We start from the raw sequence: 25,170 nt of genomic DNA, 5'->3' as shown, positions 1-25,170 counted from the left end.
AACCAAGCGATAGCTTACAGTTTTAAGGCGATATGCTAAGTTAGCCGCAAAGTCACTTCACTGCTCCGTTTCGCACCTTATGAATCAATTCAGTAAAGAATATCTGGTTGTTGCGCAAAATGCCTCTGGCCGCAATATGCATGTGCCTTTGTATCGCTTTAGTGGCCATCGGCCGGGACCCAAAGTTTACATTCAGAGCTCGATTCACGGTGCGGAGGTACAGGGCAATGTTGTGATCTACCATCTGGTCCAGTGGCTTAAACAACATTCCATTTGTGGTGAAGTGATGCTGGTGCCCAACTGCAACCCGGTGGGGACCAATATTAAATCGGGCGAATACACGCTGGGGCGCTTCGACCCTGTCAATGGTACCAACTGGAATCGTGGCTACCTGTACGATGAAGACCTCGTGACAAGTTTTGCACAAACGGTATTGGCAGAAGAGTCCGTCGCCTCCATCAAACAACGTTTTCGTGCGCAGATTAAAAAGCGCCTGCAGCAAGCACTTGATGCCCCCTGGGGCATTGGGTTGGCGCAGCAACTCAATTTAAAACTACAGCAGCTGGCGTTTGATGCCGACATCGTTATCGATATTCACAATGGGCCTGTGTCGACCAGACATATCTACATTCCGAAATATGCATCAGCTGCAGCGACACAGTTTAATATTCCCCATGTCATTTTTATTCCGAACAAATTTGCTGGCGCGCTGGATGAGGCAACATTTTGTCCATGGTGGTCATTGGCAGAGTATCTCAAAACCAACAAAGGCCGCGAAATTGAGCTTGGTGTCGAGGCGTTCACCCTGGAGATGGGCAGTCAGGAGGTGATCAACTTTACGGAAGGCGAATATGATGCGCGCAGCATCCTGTCATACCTCAACAGCAAAGGCTGTCTCGCCGATGCTGACGTCGGCGCTGAGAATATCGCGCGCTATGCTGTCGATCTTCATCATTACAAAACCCTGTTTACTCACCAGGGCGGTATAGTCGAATATCTGGCCAAGCCGGGCGAACATGTCAAACAGGGACAAGCGCTGGCAAGAGTACTAAACGTTGATGCACTGGATACGCCTGATGCCACTGAAACCATCACTGCACCCTGCGATCTGATCCCAATCCTGCACTTTCCCTCCGCGTCGGTGTTAAGCGGAACGCAGCTGTACAAGTGTTTTACCCACTATCAGCAGCTCACCTGATCACCAGCCGTTAATGCGTGCCCATCTGTCTAGCACACCCCCGCAGCCATCATGCACGTGATAGTTATCATAGGCAGCTGCGGTCATACAGGCATGATTGGGCAAAATTCGCCATTTAGAGCCAATCGCAAAATCTGATAGAGGGATGTGTCGAGGTAAATCGATGATGCCGTGCTCCTGATTCGCCCCCGTCACCTTCACCTGCTCAATCACCCTGCCCGTCACAGCATCGGCCAGTGAGCCATAGCCACAGTCAACGCCTTGCGTCTGCGTGCTTCTGTCTTTTGACAACGCGAGCCCTCCAGCATCAACGATAAGCCTGTGTTGCCTGGCTTTGTGTCCGATAACCGTGGTCAGCACACTGACCGCAATATCATCCAACTCGCAGACACCCAGGCCCACCTGAAATAAATCCTGAAACACAAACACACCAGCCCGTAACTCTGTAACGCCCTGTAGATGACTGGCAAACATGGCGGTGGGTGTTGAGCCCACACTGACCTCGCGAATATCTATCCCATGAGCACGACAAGCGTCGGCTGCCGCGACGCAGCCGGCTCTTTCCTGTTCGGCATGCGCAATCAGTTGAGACTCGCTGTGACAATCATAAGAGCCGCCTGCATGAGTTAATACGCCACAAAGCTCAATATGTGCCGATGCGGACAGTGCCTCGGCAATCTTTAGCAGCTGCGGATCATCAGGCTCCACACCTGCACGGTGACCATCAGTATCAATTTCAATCATGACCTTTACGGTAATGTCATACTGTGCGGCAGACTGTGCCACCTGTCGGGCCACCGCCAGATCGTCTACTATTATTCTGACGGGTACTGCTGAATGGTACAGACTGGCCAAGCGCGCCATTAAGTTGGGATTAAACCCTACCGCGTAAGTGATGTCGGTAAAGCCATGCTTAGCAAAATACTCCGCTTCCGCCAGTGTAGATACGGTAATGGGCAAACTCGTCCCGCTACCAAAGCAGTTTGCCACCTGTACCGACTTGGCGGTCTTCAGGTGCGGCCTTAACGTGACGCCAAGCTTGCTGGCTTGTTGCTGCATGACGGCAATGTTGTTGTGCAGTTTTTGTTTGTCCAGCAACAGCGTCGGGGTGGGTAATTGTTCAATGGTTGTCATACGCCGAAAATATTCCCTGTTAAACGCAATGAACACAGAGTTCATGCATTGGCAAGCAAGCTAAATAGTTGGTATAAATGGATAATAACATTCAATGCTGAGCAAATTTTTGTTTATTCACAGGCACGCCGTCACGCAATGCGTTAACGCGCTGATGTTATTTTTTACGTTTAGCTTTATCTGTAAAGGGAATGCTCAGCCTCTACATATTGTATTTGCTGCCGATCTGCCTGTCATTGCTTCCCAAGATCACGGCGACTATGCCGAACTGGGCACAGTACTGACACAACAACGTCGTCAAGACCCATCCACTGTTTTTATCTTCGGGGGCGCCAGTCTGGCCCCAAGCCCCATGTCATCGTTTGATCGCGGCGCACATATTATCGACTTGCTTAACTCACTGGAGCCTGACGTCATGACGGTGACTAAACGAGAGTTTAGCTACTTCGAAGACGAACTTTCACTGCGCGCCTATGAGGCGGCGTTTCCCATGGTGATATCAAACGTTCGCGATCCAATTACGGAAGGAAACATGGATGGTCTGGAAGAGACCGTCATTATTCAGCGTCAGGGGCTTAAAATTGGCATTATATCTGCCGTACATGAGTCTGTTACAGAAGAGTACCTGCTACAGCGTGTCGGTGTGCTTGACCCCGAACAGGCCATCACGCGCCATGCTGTCGAGCTGCGCGAATCCGGGGTGGATATTATCGTATTGGTCTATTCCAGCAATTTCCCGTTTGTTGACAATCTTCTGACGGAAAGTGTGATTGATGTCGCGTTGCGTAGCGACCCTCACTTTGAACTATCAGTACACAACGTTGAACCACAGCATCCGCATAACATTCTGGTTACCGACGCAGGACACGCTGCACTGGTTAGCATCCAGGCAAATCCAAATAATGCTGATGTTGAACTGAGCTGGCAGAATGTGTCGCTACAAGACTACCCCGCCTTGCCAAGTATTGAATCTTTGGTCACCTCTTATAGTGGCAGGCTGGCTAACTTGCTCAATGAAGAGCTTGCTGTGCTGACGACCAGCATGGATACCCGCAGAGTCATTGTCAGAACCCGGGAAAGCGGTTTTGGTAATTTTGTTGCCGATGCCATACGCAAAGCAAGCCAGGCGGATATCAGCTTAATCAATGGCGGCGTCATTCGTGGTGAGCGCATTTACCAACCCGACACGGTGCTGACGCGCCGGGATATTGCAGTCGAGTTGCCTTTCAGAAGTCGCATTGCCGTTATCCAGGTTACCGGACAGCAACTCCTTGCAGCGCTGGAAAATGGCTTTAGCCAGATTGAGCAGGTTAAAGGCCGCTTTCCGCAGATTTCAGGCATGCAGGTCGCCTACGATCCCGCTCAACCAGCCGGGAAAAGAGTAATTTCCGTCTCTGTAGACGGGCAACGTTTACAACTTGATGGCATATACAAACTGGCTACAACTGATTACCTTGCAGGGGGAGGCGATGGCTATGTTTCATTGAAGCAGGCGCAGCCTACTAGCTACCGCAAACAAAGTGCACCTCTGATTTCAGATATCGTGATTGACCAGCTGTTAACACTCAAGCAGTTTGCCACACCGATCGAGTCAAGATTACTGCCGATTACCCGAGGCAGTAATGACGGATAAGCAGGATCGTACTTATCGCCGTAAAGGCATATCTTTCATTATTAACGGTGCACTACTGTCTACGCTGTTACTACTGGTCGTGGTCTCAGTATTAGCATTTCAACGTTTAACTGAGGTGAGAAGTATTTTGCTGCAGGTTGCCAACGAATCTGTGCCAACGGTCATTTCATCCGGTGAAACCTACACCCATATCAATGCCCTCGCCTACCTCAGTGACAGCCTCTCAGAAGCCCGCAATGAGCCTGCGCTGCGGCTGGCCATGTTTCGAATACGTGAGCGAATAGCAACCATTGAAGAGCTTGCTGACTCGCAATCCAACACGGTCACGGTGGAGCGTCTGGAGCCTATTCAACGTGAAATTGACTATTTATTTGAGTTAGTCAGACAACGTCTTAATATAGAGGCTGGACTGGATAGTGCATGGCAGGATTTAGACGAGGCCTACCAGCGTATTCAGACTCAAACACTGACCGAGGGTGCAACAGACACCGACGCTGAACTTACCTACCGCTGGCGACAACAATTTGGCCGTGTCATTGCCCTGGCCAGTCAGCTACGACAGCAGTCACGTTTGACGGAACTACGAGACTTGCAACAGCGGATTAATCGCTCTCTGGCCCAAATGCGCGATATTACCGGCCAGACCTCTACCGATATTGATTTTTATTTTGCCGCGGCCAATACCGAACTTGCCAACATTATTACGGGCACCGACGGCGTTATCGATCTTGCCGCAAAAAGGCTGAGGGTCTCCGGTCGGGCAAATGGCCAGGGTAACTTTGTGCGTAATCTGATCCTCGATTTTGCCAATCTGAATGAATTTAAAGCCTATCAGCTCAGTGACAGTGTGCTGCAGAACACCCGGCAAACCGCCTCACAGATAGAGCAACATATCATTATCATCAGCGTGAGCTTTGTACTGTTAATCTTCATGTTCTCGGCATTCGTGTATTTTATCCACCAGCGCGTGGTTAAACGCCTTGAACGTCTCAATGACATGGTACAGAACCGCATGCAGGGCGAGCAGGAGTTGATTGTTGGCGACGATGAGATATCTGATATTGCCCATACCTTTGATGATTTTGCGCGCACCATTGAACGTCAGAAACTGGAACTGATGCGCCTGTCACTGTCGGATGATTTGACCGGCATATCAAACCGTCGTGCGCTTGACGCGCAGCTTATGCAGGAATTCAATCTTGCTATTCGTCATCAGTGGCCACTGTCGATGCTGGTAATCGATATCGACCATTTTAAACAGTACAACGATCACTATGGTCATGGCGCAGGCGATGTCTGCATTCGTAAGGTGGCGAATATTATCAACACCCAGGTGCAACGCAGCGGCGACTTTGTGGGGCGATATGGTGGAGAGGAGTTTGTGTGTCTGTTACCAGATACCCCCACAAGCGGTGCGTTAAGTGTGGCGCAGTCGATGTTGGAAAGCGTAGCAGAAGCCCATATCCCTCACGAGTACAGCCCTGTACGGCCATTCGTGACGGTAAGTATCGGGCTGTCAACGATTACGCCAACCGCAAAGAGCGACCAGGATGATCTGTTTGAGATGGCGGATAAAGCACTGTATGAGGCGAAACAGCAAGGTCGCAATCGTCTGGTGTCACTGCCGATAGACAGTGACACCAATAATGAAAAGACCTAACTTTCTTCACTATCCTGTTAGATTGGCGAACCTGGCGGCATCGGCCTGATATCAACCTTGCCCATCCACTCGCCGGTCTGCCAATAGTGGCGCAGCCAACGCAGCATGATCTGATGATTTGCCTCATCGTCACGACGAGACAGCCACTTTTCCAGATCAACCAGCGCTGACAGCACCTCAGCTCTTACTTCCGGGGCAAGGTCGGAATGTTGCTGTGCGGCCATCAATCGGTCCAGCGTAATATGCTTTAACCGCCCTGCCAGCATGGCAGATTCGTCCTCTTCGGGCTCTTTGATACCCGCATCGATAACCTTGGCAACCGTGTAGGCGACACCGGGGAGATCATCATTCAGTGCATGTTGCACTGATAAACGATTTAACCGGCTCGGATGTAAAAGAATATCCAGGCTATAGGCGGCTGCAGATTCTGCCGCACTGACGGGATCGAAGGTTATACCGGTGCGACCAGAAAAGCTTTCGCGATCTCGTCGCTCACCATACGCTTTCGGCGGGATGAGACGCAGCAATGACTCCGGTAGTTGCAGATAGCTCGGCCTGATACTCGATAGCAGGGTCAAAAGCGCGCGCTCCTGCGTATCCGCATCAACGGCAGTCACGCCCTGGGGGGAATCAAAATCATCTTTTTGCTCATACATGTAGTTAACCCCGCCGATCAGTTTAACCAGCGCATCCAACTGGTAGCGGTGCAGCAAATAGATAGGTACAAGGCGCTCAGCCAGCGATGACAGGTTAGCGCCTGTTGGTAAACTATTAAGACCAAAGTTCGATAGCGCCAACTTACGTACTGCGCTGATCTGCTCAAACGCAGCGATAGGCTCTGCTCCATTATCCCAAAGATGACCATCTGCTGAGGCCCGTTGAGGCACCCGCGCATCGGGATCCGATTTATACTTGAGTCCGCGCTGTCGGGTTTCTTGTAGCTGCGCCATCAACGCCTGTTGTTCCTGCTGTGGGTCACTGAAGTCCTGATACCCATAGGCAACAACATGCTTATCCCACTCTGCAATACCAGTAGCGTAGGCGTCATCTAAGGAAATTTTCCCTTCTTTGATGGTAATTTTAGGGTGTGGATAGTCCATTACTGAGGCGCGACCGTCTTCACTGGCCGCGAAGTTGTGTGCAATGCCCAGCGTATGGCCGACTTCATGAGCAGACAGCTGACGGATACGCGCAAGCGCCATCTCTTTTTGCTCATCAGTAGAGGCGTTCAGGCTATCAAACGGGCTGGTGAGGCCAAGCGCGATAAGGTAGTCCTGGCGCACTCTGAGTGAGCCAAGCGTCACATGCCCTTTTACAATTTCCCCAGTGCGGGGATCAATAACCGAGCTGCCGTACGACCAGCCTCGCGTTGCGCGATGCACCCATTGGATAACGTTATATCGGACATCCATAGGATCTGCCCCTTCGGGCAAAACCTTGACCTGGAACGCATCTTTGTAACCGATCGCGGCGAACGCCTGATCCCACCACTGCGCCCCTTCTCTCAGGGCACTCATCACCGGCTCTGGGATCCCCGGATCGAGATAGTAAACAATCGGTTCAACCGCTTCACTTACTTCGGCGGTGGGGTCTTTCTTACGCAGTCGATGGCGGGGTATAACCTCAACATCCATCGATTCGTCAATCTGGGTAGCGTAATCTTTATAGCCAACCTTCCAAAAGCCGGAATAAGGGTGGAACTGGCGAGTCTGGTATTCATCATCCGGCAGCCTTATCAAACTGTGATGCAAATGCACACTAATACTGGTTGGCTCAGGACTGACCTGACGAACATATTGACCCGGCTTGGAACCGACAAAAGTAACCAGCGCCTCCATTTCGGTATTGTCCGCAAACGCCTTGGTTCGCGGCATGTATACACCGCTGCGGTTTTTATCTGCTTTAAACGCTCCCTGTTCGGTGCGTGCCAGACGCAATGAAATACCGTGAATATCGGACAGCAGAAAATCGGTGTAATCAACTAAAATCGCATCATCATCCACTGCCACAATCGGCAACCCTGCTATGACAGAGTCAGCGAATGCTTCATCGATACTCGCCTGCTCAGCCAGATTATCAGACATCGCGCGATAGGTTGTATTGAGCTGTTTCAGCAAGACATTTTTTCCGAAACGCTCAAACTGTGCCAGCCTGGTGTCCCCCAGTTGTCCCCTATCCAGTCCGATATCGTTTGAACCGACACCGCGTGGCAGACTACTCTGAAATATGAAGGGCTGCTGTAGCGTTTCTATGCGCAGATACAACTTGCCTGAATCAGCGTCATAATAATGCGCGTAGAAACCAGGCTGAACCTGCATTGAGGACGTAAAATCGTCTATCGCAGGCCATTCATCAGCAACGGCTGCGGTGCTGGCGACTGAAGTAAACAGAAACAATAAGAAAGTGACTTTTTTCAACATAGGCTTCTAATGTTACAGCTAACTGACTAGGTGCCTCAAAGTAGCAAGACGGGATAGCAATATCCAGCGCCAAACGAAAATGAGCTGCTACAGCATTGCCTGGTCATTTTATCTTTTGACCTCCATCAATGCTTTATACCTATTTAGTGAGCGCAGCTCTGCCACGGTTGATCTGTGTCAATATGGAGGCTCACGTCATTGACTACCCTTGTTTGCAATCTCACTTTCTTCAAAAACTGATGGGACTTTTTTTCGAACAGGACAGCTTTGATGACGCGCAAAGACAGATGTTTGCAGCCCGTTTACATGAGCAGCTTGCGCATCTGCAAACTGAGTTAACGCGACCTTGCTATTCAAAAGGACAAGCATCCATTGGCGCTGAACTGGAAGTGTATCTGACGGATGCGCAATTTACGCCGGCATCAGTGAACCAAACGCTAATTAAGGCGATGCAACACCCGCAACTGACTGAAGAACTTAACCGTTTCAATCTGGAATTTAATCTTTCGCCGGTTGCCGCAGCGGGGTCTCCTTTTAGCGCCATGCGCAATGAGTTAAATACGTTATTAACTCAGTTGCAGAACAAAGCCCGCGACATCGATACGCAGGTTATTCCGATTGGAATATTACCCACACTCGAAGAGCAGCACCTGTCACCGCAGTACATGACGGACTTGCCTCGATATCGAGCATTAACCAGAGAGCTCACGGCGCTGCGCGGAGAGGCCTTTCAGATTGACATTCACGGTCAGGACACGCTGCGAACAGAATGCAGTGACGTGACGTTGGAGGGAGCGAACACCTCGTTTCAACTCCATTTAAAAGTCCCGGCTAACCGTTTTAGTGCCATGTTTAACGCTGCTCAGCTCGCGACGCCGCTGGTTCTGGCGTTATCCGGCAACTCACCGCTCCTGCTTGGCAAACGGCTCTGGCAGGAAACACGTATCGCACTATTCAAGCAGAGTATCGATAGCCGATTAAAAGACACGACGCAGTGGCGTCAACCGGCGCGAGTGAGTTTTGGGCATGGTTGGGTGCGCGAGGGAGCCTGGGAATTGTTTGCGCAAAATGTCGCACTGTATCCTCCGATCTTGCCCTACTTATTCGACAATACGCCGTTCGGCGAATTGTGTCTGCATCACGGTACCGTGTGGCCCTGGAATCGCGCGGTATTACAGGCCGGTATCGATGGCCATGTACGAATCGAATATCGCGCCCTGCCCGCCGGCCCCACTGTCGCAGACAGCATGGCGAACGCAGCGCTGCTGATCGGCCTCACCGTCTCTTTAGCCTCTAATATTGAGGAATATCTGGTCAGACTGCCATTTGAATATGCCGAGTACAATTTCTATCGCACTGCGCAGTGTGGATTAAATGCCAATATATTATGGCCCAGTCAAACTCAGCATCATCCGCAGGAGGTGCCCGTTGCACAGGTAATAAAGGATCATTTACAGATGGCGAAGGATGGGCTTCTCGAACTGTCAGTAGACGTAAAGGAAATCGACCATTACCTAGATATTATCGAGCGGCGTCTGGCATTTGGACAAACCGGCGCAAGCTGGCAACTGGAGACCTTGCAGGAATACAACAGTAAAATGAACAGGACACAAGCGCTTGCAGCCATGTTGCGTGATTACGTCGACAACATGACCGAGGGAGAGCCAGTGGCATGTTGGAAGTAGATGATAGCGCCATGCATTCGATTCGCCTGAATCACATTCATAACCCGAAACCTGAGGCGTTGCCGCCCACTAGCGTGGCGTTCCTGAAATATTTATCCGGCCCCACGGTGATCCATGTTGACGGCATCGATAGCGCTCAAACAAGGATTGTCGTCACATTACTACACGGTAATGAACCGTCCGGACTACGCGCAATTCATCACTTTTTACGGCAGGAAACCAAACCTGCCACGAACGTCAAATTCATTATTGCATCGGTCGTTGCAGCCACAACGGAGCCCTTATTCAGCCACCGAATGTTACCCAACCAGCGTGACCTGAACCGCTGTTTCAGTCCACCTTTCCATGGCCTGCAAGGTAACCTTGCCCACGCGATACTGTCATTTGTGCGCGCTCAGAAGCCCCAGGCAGTGATTGATATGCACAACACGTCTGGCAGCGGCCCTGCGTTTTGCGTGTCGGTGCATAAAAAACCTTATCATATCGCCCTCGCCTCACACTTTGCGCATTGGTTTATCCATACCGACATCAAATTAGGTGCGCTAATGGAACAGGACGTCGGCTGTCCGATGATCACCGTTGAATGTGGTGGCTGTCAGGACGAGGAAGCCGATTTCAATGCCTATCGGGGACTGGTTTCAATGCTGCATTGCAGTGATGTATTCGAGCCGCGCAGCCCGGTTGAAGTACTTTGCCAGCCAAGACGGCTGGAGATTCGTCGCGACGCGTCGATTAACTTCGCCGAGCGCCCTGTATTTGGCAGCAATATTACGATTTGTCAGGATGTTGAGAAATACAATTTTGGCGTCACCCAACCCGGCCAGATTCTGGGCTGGGTAGACCACCTGCGCCTGTCACATTTCAGGCTAGATGAACATTGCGAAAGTGAATCGGTAGGAGACTATTTTAATGCTGATTTTGGCGAGTTGACGGTCAAAACGCCATTAAAGCTTTTTATGGTCACGACCCGCGCGGACATCGCCAAATCAGACTGTCTGATGTACTTTGTAAAAGCAGATAACGCCTCAGATACCTTAATGTAGTTAGAGACAATACACCTTGTTGCGTCCGCTCTCTTTCGCTTGATACAGCGCGTTGTCGGCACGTTTGAGCAAGGCGTCAAAATCCACGTCATTTTTCAATGCTGCACTGACACCCGCACTGACGGTAATATCGATAATGTCTCCCCCAGTCTGAAGTGGCGAGCCAGCTATCAGCTTCCTGACTTTTTCCGCGGCTTTTTCTGCCCCTTCAGCTTTGGTGTTTGGCAACAACACTGCAAACTCTTCCCCACCCATGCGCGCAACATAGTCACATTCTCTGGATGAAGACTGAATACATTTGGCGATCCACTGAATAGCCTTATCACCAACGTCATGGCCGTAGCGGTCGTTGATACGTTTAAAGTGGTCGATATCCACAACCACCACTGACAGCGCATTGTTGTAACGCTTAAAACCGGCAAAATATCGCTGAGTAACCTGGGTGAATGCGCGGCGGTTGAATAAACCACTCAGCACATCGTGGTTGGCTTCATACTGGAGACGCTCAGCATACAGGCTCACTTTCCTGACCATAGGCCGGAAAATAAATAATGCCTCAACCAGGATAGTGATAATAATTATCCATAAGACGATGTTTTGCGCTGAACGAAGCTCATCAACCTTCTGTGAACTCTCAAGTTCATATTGGCTGACGACAGTGTTTAACGCATCCAACAATGGCTGTTTGGCCAAGGCTAAAAATTCATTTGTTGCTGTTTGCTGGCGCTGACCATCCATGTTCTGTGATAGCGCTGCAGTAACCAGGGCGGCGTATCTTTCTATCTTGCTGTCCACATTAAGAGGCGCGTGAAAATACATCGCCTGCATCTCATCGCTAAGTGGAGACGGTTGGTTGCTTTCAACCGTCCTGTAGTGACCAGTCAACAGAAACTGATGATTGTTGACTAATTTGTCCAACGTAGCCTGCGCCAAGCGTTTCGCTTCTGCATCGCCTGTTTTTAGATACTCAATGGTAAACAGAGCACTGCGCTGTGATAGCATCCTTTGCTGACCACTCACGTTAATATAGGTACCACTGCTTGCCTGCTGAGCAATGACTTTATCTAACATGAAATGTACGAGGAACGAAAGCACCGCGATAATCGCAAGCGAGACAACATAAGTCACCGTCATATACTTGGTCGGATTTTTTATCTCGCTGTATGCAACTTGTTGCATATCCCGTGTATCCATCTTCACTGCTTAATTAGTTATAGGTTAACTTTTCAGCCATACTGCCAATTACTCAAATTTTTCCTATTATCACGACGATAGTCGACAGGTTTCAAGTAGGCGGGCCAATCCAGAATATCGCTCTACCCGACGCAATACAGCATCCTTCCAAACGTGCTCGTTGGCGCACACTGTCACCGTCATTTTCGCCCTTGTCACCGCCGTATAAAGTAGTTCCCGATTGAGCAGCGCATTGGGCATGTCAGGCAGTACCAGCGCCACATGGTTAAACTCTGAACCCTGGGTTTTATGTATGGTCATGGCGTAAACGGTCTCGTGAGCAGGCAAGCGCGCGATGTTCAGACGCCGATAGCTGTCGTTGCCGGTTTCAAACCAGGCGTATAATTTACCTTGTTGATCCGGCCAAATCAGCCCGATATCACCATTAAACAGGCCACTGGAATAGTTATTTTCAGTCACCATGATGGGGCGTCCCTGATAAAAGCGCTGTTGACTGGCAAACGGGAACGATTTAGCCAACAGGCTTTCGACTTTTTCATTCAGGTTGATAATGCCATGTATGCCATGCCGAGTAGGACTGAGAATGCGAAATTGCTTAAGCCTCGCAAAGGCTTCATGTACGGTATCTGAGGTGAAAACAGGCAGATAATATTCTGCCACCAGTTGCTGCAGCCATGCCTGATTGTCAGACTCAAGCCAGAAAAGCTGTTCACTGTCGGATAGCAGTCGCTGCCAGCTTTGCTGCGCATCGCCGCGAATGATATCCGTTGCGAAATGACCAATATCACCGCCGAAACGTCTGCTGCGGGTGAGTAAGTTGACATACCGACCGGTCGAACCGTTTTTCACTGCTACGCGTTGCCCGCTCAATGCAAGGATCCGCTCGGCATCCTCTTTTCCATAACCGGAAGACTCGGGTTGGTGTAACTCTGCCAGCACATTGCCGGCCTCCACTGCGGGCAGCTGGTCCACATCACCCAACAAGATAAGACGCCCATGCTCTGGCATGGCACGCAGAACCCGCGCCATCATTGCCACATCCAACATGGATGCTTCATCTATCAGCAGTACATCGACAGCAAAAGGGTGCTTCTGGTTATGCCTCAGGTCCACAGAATCAGGTCGCACGCCAAGCAAGCGATGGATGGTGGCAGCCTGCTCCGGCACAGCCTTGAGTACTTCATCAGGGATACCGCTTGCTGCCAGCCCCTGTTTCGCATCGATAATGGACTCCGTCAGGCGCTGTGCCGCCTTGCCCGTTGGCGCAGCCAGCATAATGTTGAGAGCGGGGTCGGCCAGCAGCATGGCACTGAGCATACGCGCTGCGGTGTAGGTTTTGCCCGTACCCGGTCCACCACACAACAGGGTTACCCCCCGCCCGACGGCGTTGGCAACCGCTATTTGCTGGGCATCGGGAGACGCATTATCACTATTAGCAGGAAACAATAAGTGCCACATTTCCTGTAATCGCGGCCGCCCCTCGGGCGTCAGCGGAACCGGCCTATCTAACTGACACAGGCGCGTGGCAACGTCCTGCTCAAATTCGAAAAATCGCGCACTGTAGAACCAGTGTTCAAATACCACCAGTGCGCCACCAGATGTGTCGGAGAGTCGCCGTGCTAATCCTGTCAGTGTTGACTGATCGCTGAACGTATAGCCTCGCATGCGTGTGTCATCGTCACGCCATAATGTGCTGCCGGCCAGACAGCTCAAGTCTACACAGCTGTGCCCATGGCGTTGGTGATAACTTAATGCCAGCAACAGATAAAAACTCTCCTCGCCTAATGCTTGCTGGTACCACTTACAGGCCACAAAGTAGTCGATTGCCGCAATGCCGGCAAGTGCGTTGATGCACTGCACACTGGAGGCAAATGGCATGCTCATGACGCCTCCTTCTTCGACAAGGAAAAGCAGTTGTCCAGCCGCGTAAGCAAGTCAACATCTATCGCTGTGGAAAAGACACCTGAATAGTTCTTATTACGGGAAGACATGCCACGTAAATACAGATAATACACGCCACCAAAGTGCGTCGCAGGATGGTAATTATCGATACGCACTGCCAGGTATCGGTGCAGGGCAACGCTGTAAATCAGGTATTGCAAATCATATAGATGAGACTGGTTGTTTTGCCTGAGCGATTCACTGTCATAGTCTTCAAGTCGGTCTCCCAGATAGGTGGATTTGTAATCAGCAACGTAATACCGACCTTTGTGCTCAAATATAAGATCGATAAAACCATGCATCATGCCGCTGATATCATGTTTTAAACGCAAACCCACGCTATCGGGCTCGCCCCGATGCTGTGCCAGGCATTGAAACAACGCCGTTTGATTCAGCCCTTCAATCGGAAAATAGAACTCTGCTTCGCGCAGCGTTTGTGGCCAATGAAGCTCCCGCAGTGTGAAGGGTGTTTGATCGTCAACCAGTGTGGGTAATGGTGTACTCAGCACATCATCAAGCCAGGCGATCAGACCACGTTGTTGCTGTTCATCCAGTCCACCAAAGCGCTGCGCGGGCGCTGTCATGGTCTGCTGCCAGTTAGGCACAGTGAAGTCAGTGTGCTCTAGAATATCGTGTAGTAGATTTCCCGCATCCGCACCTTTCTTGAGGGTGAAGCGCAGCGTGTTATCTTCTTCACGCTGTGAGGTACTCTGTTCAGTCTCACGGTGCGCAGTCACACCGAAGTCTGCGCGATCTTTTTGCTGTTGGCTGACTGTATGTGTCTGCCGTGCCAGTGAACTGAATGATGCCAGTCGCCAACTGCGGTCGATATGTCCCTCAACATTTGCCACCACCAATGGTGTCTGCGTATCGTCCTGTGTATCGATAACCTGCGGTCGCTGCGGTAAAGAAGATGCGTTTATCAGCCCGGCACAGCCTCTGCTACTTGCAATCATGGCTTCTACGCTTTCCTGCCACTGTTTCGGATCATTCACATCCAGCGCTCTGCCCAGAGCCGAATGATGGGAATCGTTAAACGGGGCAATACCAATATAACAGCGATGGCTGGCCCGGGTCACGGCGACGTAAAGCAGTCGTAACGCCTCTGCCTGCCCCTCCTCACGGGTCAGGGTCAGCGCCTGATCGCTGATCCCAAGCTGGAAACGTGCCTTGGCGTCGCGATCCGGATGGTAGTAAAAGGTGCTTTGCGTGCGCAGTCCAATCTTTGTCGGGTCACTATAGTCTGATGCAAAGGGAATAAATACGATGGGGTATTCCAGTCCCTTACTGCTGTGTTGGGTGACAATTTTTATCAGCGCCATATCACTTTCCAGACGCTGCTCAGCCTCTTCTGTTTCCTGCGGGAAGTCTATTTGCTGTTTAAAATGCGCCAGTAACTGACCCGGATGGCGGTATCGACGTGCGGCTTTTTGCAAAATTTCAGCCAGATGAAGTGTGTTGGTCAGTGCCCTCTCGCGCTGCGCTTCAAGAGGTCGGTAGTAATGCTGCATGATGGTCAGGATCATCGCCATGCAGCCTTGCGTTAGCCACATATTACGTAATGCCAGTGCGCTTTCACGCTGCGCTTCCCAAAGACTGTCATCCTGTGCATAGCGCAGTGCCAGCAGACGCTCTGCGCTGCCGCCCATCAGCGGCGTGGACAGCGCGGCGATTAACGCATCGTCTTTTTCGCACTCCCAAATGCCGGTCAGCAAGGTCAGCATGTCACGAGCCTGTTCAGTGGCAAACAGCAAATGCTTATTGCTTAAAAACACGCTGCTTAACTGCGCTTGCGCTAGCGCCGCCTGCACGACTTCGGCTTCTGTGCGCGAGCGCACGAGGATCGCGATATCGCCCGGCTCGACTGCTTTGTCACCAAGGCGAACATCGCGGAGAAGACGATGAATTTCAGCACCAAACCAGTCGGTTAAACGGGCACGCCAGGTGTCTTTATTCACTTTATTGCCATCTTCTTCTGTTTGGGTTGCCAACACATAGGTCAGCGCCCTGCGGTCAGACTGTGGATCAACAAGTGGCGAGGCAGCGGCCTTTGCCTTATCGGTTGCCTTAACCTGCTCATAGTGGATCCCATAGCCAAACAGATCGCGCGCGGCGGCGTCCAGTGAGCTGCCCCAAAACAATCGGTTATAACCGGTAATCACCTCTGCACTGGAACGCCAGTTAGTGTCCATTACCCAATGGGCATCTGCCTCTCCCCTGGCTTCCAGATAGGCAAAGATATCGCCACCGCGAAAACCGTATATAGCCTGTTTGGGATCGCCAATCATAAACAGACCGAGCTGTTCACTGGCCGATGGATAGATGCGATTAAAAATCTCGTATTGGTGGCTGTCGGTATCCTGGAATTCATCAACCAGTGCAACCGGATAGCGCCCTCGCATAGCGTCCACCAGATGCTGTGCATGCTCGTGATGCAAATGCGTATGCACCGATAAAATCAAATCGTCGTAGTCGACCACGCCCAGGCGTGCCTTCTGACGCGCAATACGCTGTTTGATATCATCAATACCTGTGGCGGCCAGCTGCATCGCATCAACTGCAGCTAGGCGGGCTTGATGCGTTTCGGTTGTTCTACCAAACCAGTTATTTAGGTCATCTTTGATTGATTTAATTGGCGCGAAAAGTTGAGTGAAATATTCCTTTTTCGGGTATCGACGACCGTGAATAAAGTCGCTTACAGCCTTTGGTAATTCAGTAAGTTCACTGTCCGCGAGAAAGTCATTTAATACTTGCCACTCGTGAAGACGCTGTTCTCTCTTCGCCCCCTTTTGCGTATTGATCAGTTCATCAACTATCTGCTCCTGATGAGCGTGAACATCATCAAGCACGGCGCGTTTTTTGACATTGAGGTCTTGTAAAAAGCGCCGTCTTGCTTCTTCAAACTGTTGTTCGAGTTGCTCAACATCAATTGCATAGGTGGGCTGCGTACTGGTCAGCGCGCGAGAAAATGTGCGATAAAATTCGTGCGGCTGATGCCAGCCCTGTTCCATCAGTAATGCAAACTGCTGTGGTTGCTGAGCGGTTTCCCTGAGCCAGTCGCGCACCGCATCAAGTCTCAATTCATTAAGGTCTGTCTCCAGGCGCAAGTCCATTGTCATGGCGCTGTTGAATGCCTGTTCCTTCACAATTCGCGCACAAAAACCGTGGATAGTGAAAATAGACGCATCGTCCATTTCAAGCATGGCCGCCTCCAGAAGTCGCCGCGCGTCATCTCTATCGACGTGGTGCAGCGCTGCCTCAAGACAGGGTTCTTTTATGGTGTCCTGCTCTAGCTCGGCATAGGCCTCTGTCAACATGCTGGCAATACGACCTCGTAACTCTTCTGTCGCCGCTTTAGTAAAAGTCATGACCAGAATTTGCTGCACGCTCAGACGGCGCTCCAGCAACAGACGTAAATACAGACGGGTAATGTTAAACGTTTTGCCGGTACCCGCACTGGCCTCAATCAAATGACGACCATACAGAGGCAGCGTTGATGTATTTAGCAGTTGTGCCTGCATCAACTCTTCTCCTCAATGATCAGCGCCGCCAGCGGACGATATAGCTTGTAAAGCTGCTCTATCACAGCTGGCAGTGGCTCAAGCGTCTGCGGATAAAACCAGTTAAAGTAGCGGTCATGATGTAAGGCATACCAGTTGTTTTCATCATAGAGTGCTTTATGCCAGCCCTGAGCCATGCGCTCCAGTGCGCCCTGCTCATCTTTGCATTTTCGTGCAGTATTGTCGTACAGCACAAACGCCAGCTCGGCATGGACACCCAGTACGGGTTCACCCAGACAGTGCCGATAAGTATCGAGCCAATCAGTCAGATATTCTTCAGCCTGGTCAGACGACAGCGGTTGAATACTGGCTCGGCATACTGTCGGTATGGTGCTGTCCTTCTCCTTGTGCAGGTAAACGTATTCGCTCATTACGGTGCCGTTGTCCTGCATACAGGCAATTAAATGATGCAACCACAGCGCCACCTTATCCTGCCCGCGCAGTTTGCCCGGTCTGGCCAACTGCGGCCCACGTTCACTCCACTCAATGTGACTATGAAGTTGGTGACCGGCTATAGAAACCACGTGGCGGCGAACTTCTCGTGTTCCTGCAAGCGCGTCGCCCAACAGCTGCGCCGTCTGCTGCCAGTCATCCAGTAATTGGTCGCTGAGTGGCGAATCAGGCATGCGGCCGGATTGTTTAACCTGATAACGCAAATGATCAAGGTCTTCGTTATTCAGCACAGCATGGGTGAACCTGTCCACCACCTGATAACGATCCAGATAGCTAAAATCAAATGGCTCATTGTCATCCAGCAGCTCAGCATCATTATCCAGATACAGGCCTAGCACCTGTTGTGCATAATATTTAAGCGGATTGGCAAAGCATCTGCTCATTGCGTCGACATCAATCTCTGGCTCCAGCGGATGAATATAGGAGATCTCCGGGATGGCCTGGATGTCTGGGTTAATAGTCTGATACCAACCTTTATCAAAGCTTGGCGAGTCACCGCGATAGTTATCGGCACTGAAGGGGTGAATGGGTGCCTGATAGAGCTGACTATCGGACGCATCTGGCGAAAAGTTCCAGCCATAGCCTTGCTGCAGATAACGTTGCAGCTCTGCAAGAACCAGTGATGGCTGGCGTTCAGTATTGTCTTTAATGTGTCGGCCCTGATAGCTTAAATACAGCATATCGCGAGCAGAAATTAACGCCTCTAAAAATAAATATCTGTCGTCGCCACGACGCGAACGGTCACCGCGCCGACGGGATGTCTGGCGCATTAAATCAATGCTCATCACACTATCCAGGCGGGGGAATGCGCCGTCATTCAAACCGAGGATGGCTACGACTCTGAAGGGGATAGAGCGCATCGGCACCATTGAGCAGAATGTGACCTGACCGGTCATAAAGTGATTACCTGCGTCCGCTTTGGACAGATGTCTGGTCAGAAAGTCTCGCACCACTGACAGCGTTAACGTTCCCTCCAGACTTGCTTCGGCCGAGGTTTGTGCAAAGTCGCCAATCACTTGCGTAATAAGCGCCAGTCCCTGCTCATCGTCAACCTGTGCGAACATGTCATCACGCAGGGCTAGCAGATACTGTTGCCACTCCTGCACGCTTCTGGGCGCAACCATCCGTTGACGGTGGCGGGCCATACATTCAAGCACCTGCATCAACTGGCCAAGTAAATGAGCATGCTGGCCTTCCACATGGGGCAGAATTGCGGTGTCGCCGACCATACTAGTTTGGTCGCCATGCATCATGCCGGTTAGCAGGCGATTTAACCCCCACTCCCAACTAAACATGCCACTTACTTGTTCTACACCTACGATGCTGGCCTGATGGGAGTCGTTCAATCCCCAATGCACCGCGGCATCCTGTAACCACCAGTGCAGGGTATCCAGATCTGCAGAATGAATACCGAAGCGTTTTTGCACTTCTGGAAGGCGCAGTGTTTCCAACAGCGCATTGACACTAAACCGGCTATCGGGAAGCCGTAGCAACTCCAGAAATGTATTTACCACGGGTTCGGCGTCAAGGGGCGCACGGTCGGCAACAGAGCAAGGCAATCTTGGCCCGGTCTGCTCCCTTTCATCACCGCCAACGGTCTGAAAAACCGCTTCAACATATGGGGCATAATCTTCTATTGCCGGACACATCACCACGACATCAGAAGGCTTGAGTGATGGATCGGCATTCAATAAATGCAGCAGCTTATCGTGCAAGACCTGAATTTCACGCAGCGCGGTGTGGCACGACACTACCTGAATACTGCTGTCTATACACTTTTCAGTGTGTGACGGCTGGCTCAGACTCAGGATATCCTGCTGAACGCTGTGCAACACGCTGCCTTTATCTTTTGAATCTGCCTGCCAGGGCGCCTCAAACGCAGCAATATCGACTGTTTGTTGTTCATTCAGCAAGTTGAAAAGGTCTTTACCCTGCTGGCCAAGGTTCGCCAAAAGGCGGTTATTATTTTGCTCTGACAAATAAGCGGATACCTGCTGCTGGCGAAGCACCTTTGCGCGGCTGCGGTCGGTCACCAGATCGCCCCAGTAGTCAACACAGGGATTTAAATAAAACCAATGAATGTCAATGTACTGAGAAAGTGCTGCCAAAAACTCAACATTTTGCGCCGCCATCGTATTGATGGCGAACACCATCACACGGGACGGTAGTTTATGTTGATTGTCGTGCATAACCTGCATGGCCCGACGCATTAGCCTGACTGGGTGATCCGGCATGTCTGCCACCAGCTCTCGCCATACTAATGACTGCCACGCTTCGTCAGCCAGCTCGGTAAAGTACAGCTCAGATGATTGCTCCCAGCCCAGCAGCCAGTCCGGACGATACAACATATACTGCTCGAACAAATCGGCGAGTTGCACCGCCAGTTGGTAGCGTTTGAAATCGCCATCGTTGTCACTGCCAGACTGCCAGTATCGATTTACCGGTTCAGCGACAGGATGGCGTTGAAAATTTTGACTGGCAAAAATCTGTTCAATGCGCCAGGTCATCACTTCACGACGATAGGGTGACTGTTGAGGAATAGCGTCGCTGCCCAATAACCTTCGGCAACAATCCCAGATAAACCGGGTTGGCATGGGATAATGCATATTCATCGCGATGCGTTGCGTGTTGGCAAGATGAAGATTCAGCCAGTGCTGCATACCCTGACTTTCAACCAGAATGGTGTCGGCTGCCAGCACCGAACTTTGACGCTGGTTCAACACCGCTTCCAGCAGTACGGCAAGATGTTCGAGTCGATTGGACGGGTACAGTGAGAGCAAAGAACGCCTCAATAATTGCTGTTCGTAACGTCTATTCTAACGTGACATTTATAGATTAATCACCCACTTATGGCAGTAAGGTCAGACATGATGTGTGTGAAACCTTTGCCATTCGGCTGGCGTATTCAAATTAATAAATTTGTTCTGCTCAAAGCATGGTATGGGAACGGCATTGCATAACGCCAATAGGCGTTTGACTGACATGGTCTCACCGTTTTCAAACAACCTTATCACCTTATTGCTGACAGCGTGTTCAATTCGTAGCAATGACGGCAATACATACCCCTCGTAATACGCTGACGTGTGATGTTGTTCAGCATACTGGCACAGATTGTTAATATGCTCAGTGGTCAACAGTGGCATATCAACGGGCAGGACAATCAGTTGGTCATGAGGTTGCATCTGTAAATTCATCACCACAGAAACAATACCGCCTACAGGTCCCTGAGCAGTGTAACGGTCGGCGATACCAAGTTCGCCACTTACCACTACCTTGCTGACTCCGCTTTCATTGAGTAATGTTTGGGCACGGTCAAGAAGTGACTGCCCCTGCCACTGCAATAGCGCTTTGTCGGCACCCATGCGGGAAGAGAGACCGCCTGCCAGCACTACACCAACCAGCACAGTCTATCCTCCGAGCATGGCAAGATGTGTCGTAGCTCCCGCATAGCCTTCATGCAAATAATGCGTTGCGTCTTTGTCCTCCAGCAGGCTTCGCAATCTAGTTTGCAGGCCTTGTATATCACCGATTTGCATGTAACTGCGCACATCTAGCCCGTACTCGGCAAACAGGCATAGATGTAACTTACCGCGCGCACTGATCCGCAGACGATTACAGGTGTCGCAGAAATTTTTACTGTATGGGGTAATAAATCCCAGCCGACCAGCATAGCCTGGGTGCTGGAACTCATGCGCCGGCCCTGCCGTTTTGTCGCTGATAACCTTGCCCCATCCACGTTCAATGACATGCTTTTTAAGCGCTTCACCTGACACGTGATTTTGAGTAAAAAAATTGAGGTTATCACCGGTTTGCATCAGCTCGATAAAACGCAACGTCACCGGAGTGTTGCGTACCCAGTCCATAAACGTTTGTAAGGTCGCAAGATTGTACTGCTTCATCAGTACGACGTTTACTTTGACCTTGAGTCCAAGGGCTATCGCTTTTTCAACGCCGCGTAAAATGCTCTGCAGACGATCATGCCCCGTTATTACTTCAAACATACGCGGGTCGAGACTATCGATACTGATGTTCAGCGATGTTAAACCGGCGTCAACCCAGCGCTCGGCATCTTTCTCAAGTTGATACCCGTTACTGGTCATAGCGACATGCTCTATGCCTCTGATCGATGCGCATATCTCTATGATGTCGGTAAGATCTTTTCTTAGTGAAGGCTCGCCGCCGGTGATACGTATTTTACTAGTGCCAAGACCGGCAAATGCGGTTGCAGTCGTGCGGATTTCGTCCAGTGTCAGGAAATCACGTTGGGTATCGCATTGGTATCCATCTGGCAGGCAGTAATTACAGGAAAAATTGCATACGTCTGTTACTGACAGCCGCAAATAATGAAATTTTCTACCGTATTTATCTTCAAGCAAACGCACACCACCTCACGTTGGTTTAGTGTATTGGATGACAACCTAAACCATCGTTGAATTTTCCCGTACTGTAACGTACGACCGTGCATAGCTCAAAGTTCTTTCAGGGCATTAGGAACGCGGTGTAGCCCAATAAAAAACCCGCGCAAACCTCAGGACACATAAAGTTTGCGCGGGCAGCATTGCCAAACACTCAGGCCAAAATAATTCGACCTTAGGGTTTTCATACCAAGTAAAATGCAGCACCCTACGTGCATGCACAGAATACTCAGCAACTATGGTGCCAACGTGACTTTTTGAGTAAATTCATAGTATTAGCGAGATTCGCTGCAGAAAACACTCAGTGTAGTTACCCGTAATGGTGCAATTCGCACAAAAACAGGGCTGTTGTTCAGAGAATGAAATCGTAGGATAGACACCATGCAAACGCTGAATGAAATACGCCTGATCGGTTTCCTAGAAGACACGCCGCAAGCTGAACAGGGTAAGCAGGATACATTGCGCTGCAAGTTTAATCTGGTCACCAGAGAAAAAACCTTTGGCGGCGTAAACTATGACAATCGCCTGCGCGTTCATCTTTACGATGCGCAGGCGACATTTGCACTAGAGGCGTTAAGGTCAGGCTCACTGGTGATGGTGGAAGGCAGAGCAAAACCTTATCGGTTTGAGTCCTCGCCAGGTGAATGGCAAACCGGTATGTACATCAAAGGACAACGCATCGACGGATTAGCCAACTATGGCAAACATAGCGAGGACGCCAAAGAAGTCTATTACAACGAAATAGTACTTCTGGGCTTTCTGGCAACCGACGCAAAAGACAAACAGCGCGGTGGCATTCCCGTCGTAGAACTGATTGTCATGACCGATGAGGTAATAACCAAACCAGGACACAAAACCTTACCCGAAACCCATCGGGTCATTGTGTTCAGTGAGCCCAATATCCGCGGTGCCCGACAGCTCAAAAAAGGTGATGCCGTATTAATTTCCGGACGCTATCAGAACCACTCGTTTAAAGCACAGAATGACAATTGGGTAAACCTTTTCGAAGTGGTGACCACCAAGGTCCATCAGCTAAGAGAACGTAAAAACAAAACCTGATTGTGAACTTTTATAATACTGGACTAGTATTTTCAGGAATAAAATCCTGGATGTGTTCAGCATGTTAAACCTCCTTGTTGTCGTCTTATTCACACTCGTCAATATCGTTTCCGTCCAATCTGCTTTTGCACAAACGCAAAAAAACGCACTGGTACCATTGCCCTCGCTTGATGACTTCACCAAAGGCGAGGATGGCTGGGCCTTTGGGCTCGGTATTGGTGTTGAATATGAAACAGCGTATGAAGGCTCTGATGAATTTGGATTGGAGCTTCAGCCAGCCGGTGCAGTGCAATGGCGAAGCGGCGACAATATTTTTTACTTTGCGGGTGAAGCCTTTGGTTGGAGGGGTTTGCATAATGACCGTTGGTTGTTAGAGGCTCTATTGGGATTCGAGGAAGGCCGGGAAGAAAGTGACTCTGATGAAGGCTGGTTAGATGGACTTGGCGAACAAGATGAAGGGTTTGAACTGGTGCTGCAGGCGCGTCGTGCATTTTCTTCAGATTGGCGTAATTGGCTGGTGGGTCGAATTGTGACCGGTGGTGACGGTAATCTGGGGTTATTCGGTGTAGGACGGCGTTTTGGTGAGCAACTCGATGGGTCCGGACATGAAATAAACGTTGTTGCCGTTTTTCATGACAGCGACTATGCGAACAAGGGGTTCGGCATTACTGCTGAACAAGCGCAAAGGTCTGGGTTAGCGCTTACCACGCTGAATGGCGGAATGCGCTCGGTTGGCATTGATTATAGTTATCGAACGTACATCAATGATAACTGGCAGATATACGGTGAAGCCCTGTTTGAATACTACAGCAGTGAGGTACGTGATAGCCCTATCGCGCGAAGCGATTACGAAACCGAGGTGGGCATAGGTTTTATTTACGTGTTCTGACGTTGACTCAAGGAGTTCCCGGCCTTCGCCGGGACGACATCTTTTGGGTAAGTTTCCAGCCTTCGCTGGGACGACTGATTTTGAATGAGTTTCCAGCCTTTGCCGTGACGACGGTTTTTATAGAGCTTCGGCTTTTTCCGAAAACACGACTTTGCGTTATTCACATTGCAAGCCCCGTCAAGGTCGCTAGAATGGTCGAAAATTTTCAAACTGTGGGTCACTGATGCTCTCTTCTACACAACTTTCCACCATGCTTACTCTGCAAGATAAAATGAATAAAAAGGTTAATCCGCAGTGGTTAACTGCGGGGTACGCCTACTTGCGTGCCGCCATGATTGAGTCGGTAGAAGGCATTGAACATCATGGCTGGAAGTGGTGGAAGGCGCAGTCAAAAGACCTGCCGCAGCTGCAGATGGAACTGGTTGATATCTGGCATTTCGCGCTGTCTGCCATCATTATTGAGTTTGCAGGAGATATCGATAAATCCGCAGCCACTATTGCTCAGCAGCTGGCCTCAGGCCGTCAGAACGTCACCTTTGACGGCAAAGACTATGATTTTGCTAACCGAGATATTCTGGATAATTTGCAACTGATGGCGGGGCTGTGCGCGGCGAATCGGTTTGATGTGCCACTGTTCATTCGTATCGTTGAGCAGGCTGAGATGAATTCCGATGAATTATACCGTCAGTACGTCGGCAAGAATGTATTGAACTTTTTCCGTCAGGATAACGGCTATAAAGAAGGTACTTACATTAAAATCTGGCACCAGAGAGAGGACAATGAACACCTCGTTGAGGTGTTGAACAGTCTGGATATCAGTGCCGAAAACTACAGTGACCAGGTCTATGCCGGCCTGCAGGCTCGCTATCCAAGTTAACAAGGGAAC

The 25,170-nt window shown here is 50.4% G+C and carries 16 protein-coding genes; 8 read left to right on the top strand and 8 right to left on the bottom strand.

The genetic code is table 11. The features are described 5' to 3' along the window. Window positions 1-79: 79 nt before the first annotated feature. Window positions 80-1,198 carry a M14 family metallopeptidase gene (locus G441_RS0105535; protein WP_026375420.1) on the top strand — a complete coding sequence of 373 codons (1,119 nt, stop codon included), beginning with the start codon at window positions 80-82 and terminating at the stop codon, window positions 1,196-1,198. Here G441_RS0105535 and G441_RS0105530 read toward each other — a convergent pair whose 3' ends face one another. After that, window positions 1,199-2,332, bottom strand: coding sequence for an alanine racemase (locus G441_RS0105530; protein ID WP_026375419.1), 1,134 nt, complete (start codon window positions 2,330-2,332; stop codon window positions 1,199-1,201). A gap of 94 nt (window positions 2,333-2,426) precedes the next feature. On the opposite strand from G441_RS0105530, the gene G441_RS0105525 reads away from it, so the two are divergent. Beyond that, the gene (locus tag G441_RS0105525) at window positions 2,427-3,965 is read left to right on the top strand and encodes a bifunctional metallophosphatase/5'-nucleotidase (protein WP_051275373.1); all 1,539 of its coding nucleotides are present in this window, start codon (window positions 2,427-2,429) and stop codon (window positions 3,963-3,965) included. Continuing rightward, window positions 3,955-5,625 carry a GGDEF domain-containing protein gene (locus tag G441_RS0105520; RefSeq protein ID WP_051275372.1) on the top strand — a complete coding sequence of 557 codons (1,671 nt, stop codon included), beginning with the start codon at window positions 3,955-3,957 and terminating at the stop codon, window positions 5,623-5,625. Before G441_RS0105525 ends, G441_RS0105520 begins: the two co-directional genes overlap by 11 nt. Before the next feature lie 17 nt (window positions 5,626-5,642). Here G441_RS0105520 and G441_RS0105515 read toward each other — a convergent pair whose 3' ends face one another. Further along, complete coding sequence (locus G441_RS0105515; RefSeq protein ID WP_026375416.1) at window positions 5,643-8,045, bottom strand: zinc-dependent metalloprotease; 2,403 nt, start codon at window positions 8,043-8,045, stop codon at window positions 5,643-5,645. A 239-nt stretch (window positions 8,046-8,284) separates the two neighbouring features. On the opposite strand from G441_RS0105515, the gene G441_RS0105510 reads away from it, so the two are divergent. Both G441_RS0105510 and G441_RS18025 read left to right on the top strand, forming a co-directional pair. Next, entirely contained in the window at window positions 8,285-9,730 is a 1,446-nt protein-coding gene (locus tag G441_RS0105510) for a glutamate-cysteine ligase family protein (RefSeq protein ID WP_026375415.1), read from the top strand. Then, window positions 9,718-10,773, top strand: a complete 1,056-nt coding sequence (locus G441_RS18025) for a M14 family metallopeptidase (protein WP_051275371.1) — start codon at window positions 9,718-9,720, stop codon at window positions 10,771-10,773. Before G441_RS0105510 ends, G441_RS18025 begins: the two co-directional genes overlap by 13 nt. Here the strand turns inward: G441_RS18025 and G441_RS0105500 are convergent, their stop codons facing one another. The 6 genes from G441_RS0105500 to moaA form a co-directional block, all read right to left on the bottom strand. Beyond that, a complete protein-coding gene (locus tag G441_RS0105500; RefSeq protein ID WP_026375414.1) occupies window positions 10,774-11,952 on the bottom strand; it encodes a diguanylate cyclase in 1,179 nt (392 codons plus the stop codon). An 84-nt stretch (window positions 11,953-12,036) separates the two neighbouring features. Then, the gene (gene recD, locus G441_RS18020; protein WP_051275370.1) at window positions 12,037-13,851 is read right to left on the bottom strand and encodes an exodeoxyribonuclease V subunit alpha; all 1,815 of its coding nucleotides are present in this window, start codon (window positions 13,849-13,851) and stop codon (window positions 12,037-12,039) included. Continuing rightward, window positions 13,848-17,429 carry an exodeoxyribonuclease V subunit beta gene (gene recB, locus G441_RS18015; RefSeq protein ID WP_051275369.1) on the bottom strand — a complete coding sequence of 1,194 codons (3,582 nt, stop codon included), beginning with the start codon at window positions 17,427-17,429 and terminating at the stop codon, window positions 13,848-13,850. The genes recD and recB overlap by 4 nt, the downstream gene beginning before the upstream one ends. Then, on the bottom strand, window positions 17,429-20,701 hold the full coding sequence (recC, locus tag G441_RS18010) for an exodeoxyribonuclease V subunit gamma (protein ID WP_051275368.1): 3,273 nt from the start codon (window positions 20,699-20,701) through the stop codon (window positions 17,429-17,431). The genes recB and recC overlap by 1 nt, the downstream gene beginning before the upstream one ends. Window positions 20,702-20,782: 81 nt before the next feature. Next, window positions 20,783-21,325 carry a molybdenum cofactor guanylyltransferase gene (gene mobA, locus G441_RS0105480; protein ID WP_026375413.1) on the bottom strand — a complete coding sequence of 181 codons (543 nt, stop codon included), beginning with the start codon at window positions 21,323-21,325 and terminating at the stop codon, window positions 20,783-20,785. A 3-nt stretch (window positions 21,326-21,328) separates the two neighbouring features. Continuing rightward, window positions 21,329-22,297 carry a GTP 3',8-cyclase MoaA gene (moaA, locus tag G441_RS0105475; RefSeq protein ID WP_026375412.1) on the bottom strand — a complete coding sequence of 323 codons (969 nt, stop codon included), beginning with the start codon at window positions 22,295-22,297 and terminating at the stop codon, window positions 21,329-21,331. Window positions 22,298-22,717: 420 nt separating this feature from the next. Between moaA and G441_RS0105470 the strand changes: the two genes are divergently transcribed. The 3 genes from G441_RS0105470 (at window position 22,718) to G441_RS0105460 (ending at window position 25,161) form a co-directional block, all read left to right on the top strand. Continuing rightward, window positions 22,718-23,395 carry a single-stranded DNA-binding protein gene (locus G441_RS0105470; protein WP_026375411.1) on the top strand — a complete coding sequence of 226 codons (678 nt, stop codon included), beginning with the start codon at window positions 22,718-22,720 and terminating at the stop codon, window positions 23,393-23,395. 61 nt (window positions 23,396-23,456) lie between these two features. Next, window positions 23,457-24,284 (top strand): MipA/OmpV family protein, encoded by an 828-nt coding sequence (locus G441_RS0105465; RefSeq protein WP_026375410.1) that lies wholly within the window; start codon window positions 23,457-23,459, stop codon window positions 24,282-24,284. A gap of 223 nt (window positions 24,285-24,507) precedes the next feature. Continuing rightward, window positions 24,508-25,161 carry a dUTP diphosphatase gene (locus G441_RS0105460; protein ID WP_026375409.1) on the top strand — a complete coding sequence of 218 codons (654 nt, stop codon included), beginning with the start codon at window positions 24,508-24,510 and terminating at the stop codon, window positions 25,159-25,161. Window positions 25,162-25,170: the final 9 nt, after the last annotated feature.

Source organism: Aestuariibacter salexigens DSM 15300, from assembly GCF_000429145.1.
GTDB lineage: Bacteria > Pseudomonadota > Gammaproteobacteria > Enterobacterales > Alteromonadaceae > Aestuariibacter > Aestuariibacter salexigens.
The sequence above is the reverse complement of the archived record's forward strand: the minus strand, read 5'-3'. Positions and strand labels throughout refer to the sequence as shown.

What these genes read in the sequence shown, in the direction of transcription:
- G441_RS0105535 (WP_026375420.1), top strand. Translation starts at nt 80, where the DNA reads ATGAATCAATTCAGTAAAGAATATCTGGTTGTTGCGCAAAATGCCTCT.
- G441_RS0105530 (WP_026375419.1), bottom strand. Translation starts at nt 2,332, where the DNA reads ATGACAACCATTGAACAATTACCCACCCCGACGCTGTTGCTGGACAAA.
- G441_RS0105525 (WP_051275373.1), top strand. Translation starts at nt 2,427, where the DNA reads ATGCTGAGCAAATTTTTGTTTATTCACAGGCACGCCGTCACGCAATGC.
- G441_RS0105520 (WP_051275372.1), top strand. Translation starts at nt 3,955, where the DNA reads ATGACGGATAAGCAGGATCGTACTTATCGCCGTAAAGGCATATCTTTC.
- G441_RS0105515 (WP_026375416.1), bottom strand. Translation starts at nt 8,045, where the DNA reads ATGTTGAAAAAAGTCACTTTCTTATTGTTTCTGTTTACTTCAGTCGCC.
- G441_RS0105510 (WP_026375415.1), top strand. Translation starts at nt 8,285, where the DNA reads ATGGGACTTTTTTTCGAACAGGACAGCTTTGATGACGCGCAAAGACAG.
- G441_RS18025 (WP_051275371.1), top strand. Translation starts at nt 9,718, where the DNA reads ATGTTGGAAGTAGATGATAGCGCCATGCATTCGATTCGCCTGAATCAC.
- G441_RS0105500 (WP_026375414.1), bottom strand. Translation starts at nt 11,952, where the DNA reads ATGCAACAAGTTGCATACAGCGAGATAAAAAATCCGACCAAGTATATG.
- recD (WP_051275370.1), bottom strand. Translation starts at nt 13,851, where the DNA reads ATGAGCATGCCATTTGCCTCCAGTGTGCAGTGCATCAACGCACTTGCC.
- recB (WP_051275369.1), bottom strand. Translation starts at nt 17,429, where the DNA reads ATGCAGGCACAACTGCTAAATACATCAACGCTGCCTCTGTATGGTCGT.
- G441_RS0105470 (WP_026375411.1), top strand. Translation starts at nt 22,718, where the DNA reads ATGCAAACGCTGAATGAAATACGCCTGATCGGTTTCCTAGAAGACACG.
- G441_RS0105465 (WP_026375410.1), top strand. Translation starts at nt 23,457, where the DNA reads ATGTTAAACCTCCTTGTTGTCGTCTTATTCACACTCGTCAATATCGTT.
- G441_RS0105460 (WP_026375409.1), top strand. Translation starts at nt 24,508, where the DNA reads ATGCTCTCTTCTACACAACTTTCCACCATGCTTACTCTGCAAGATAAA.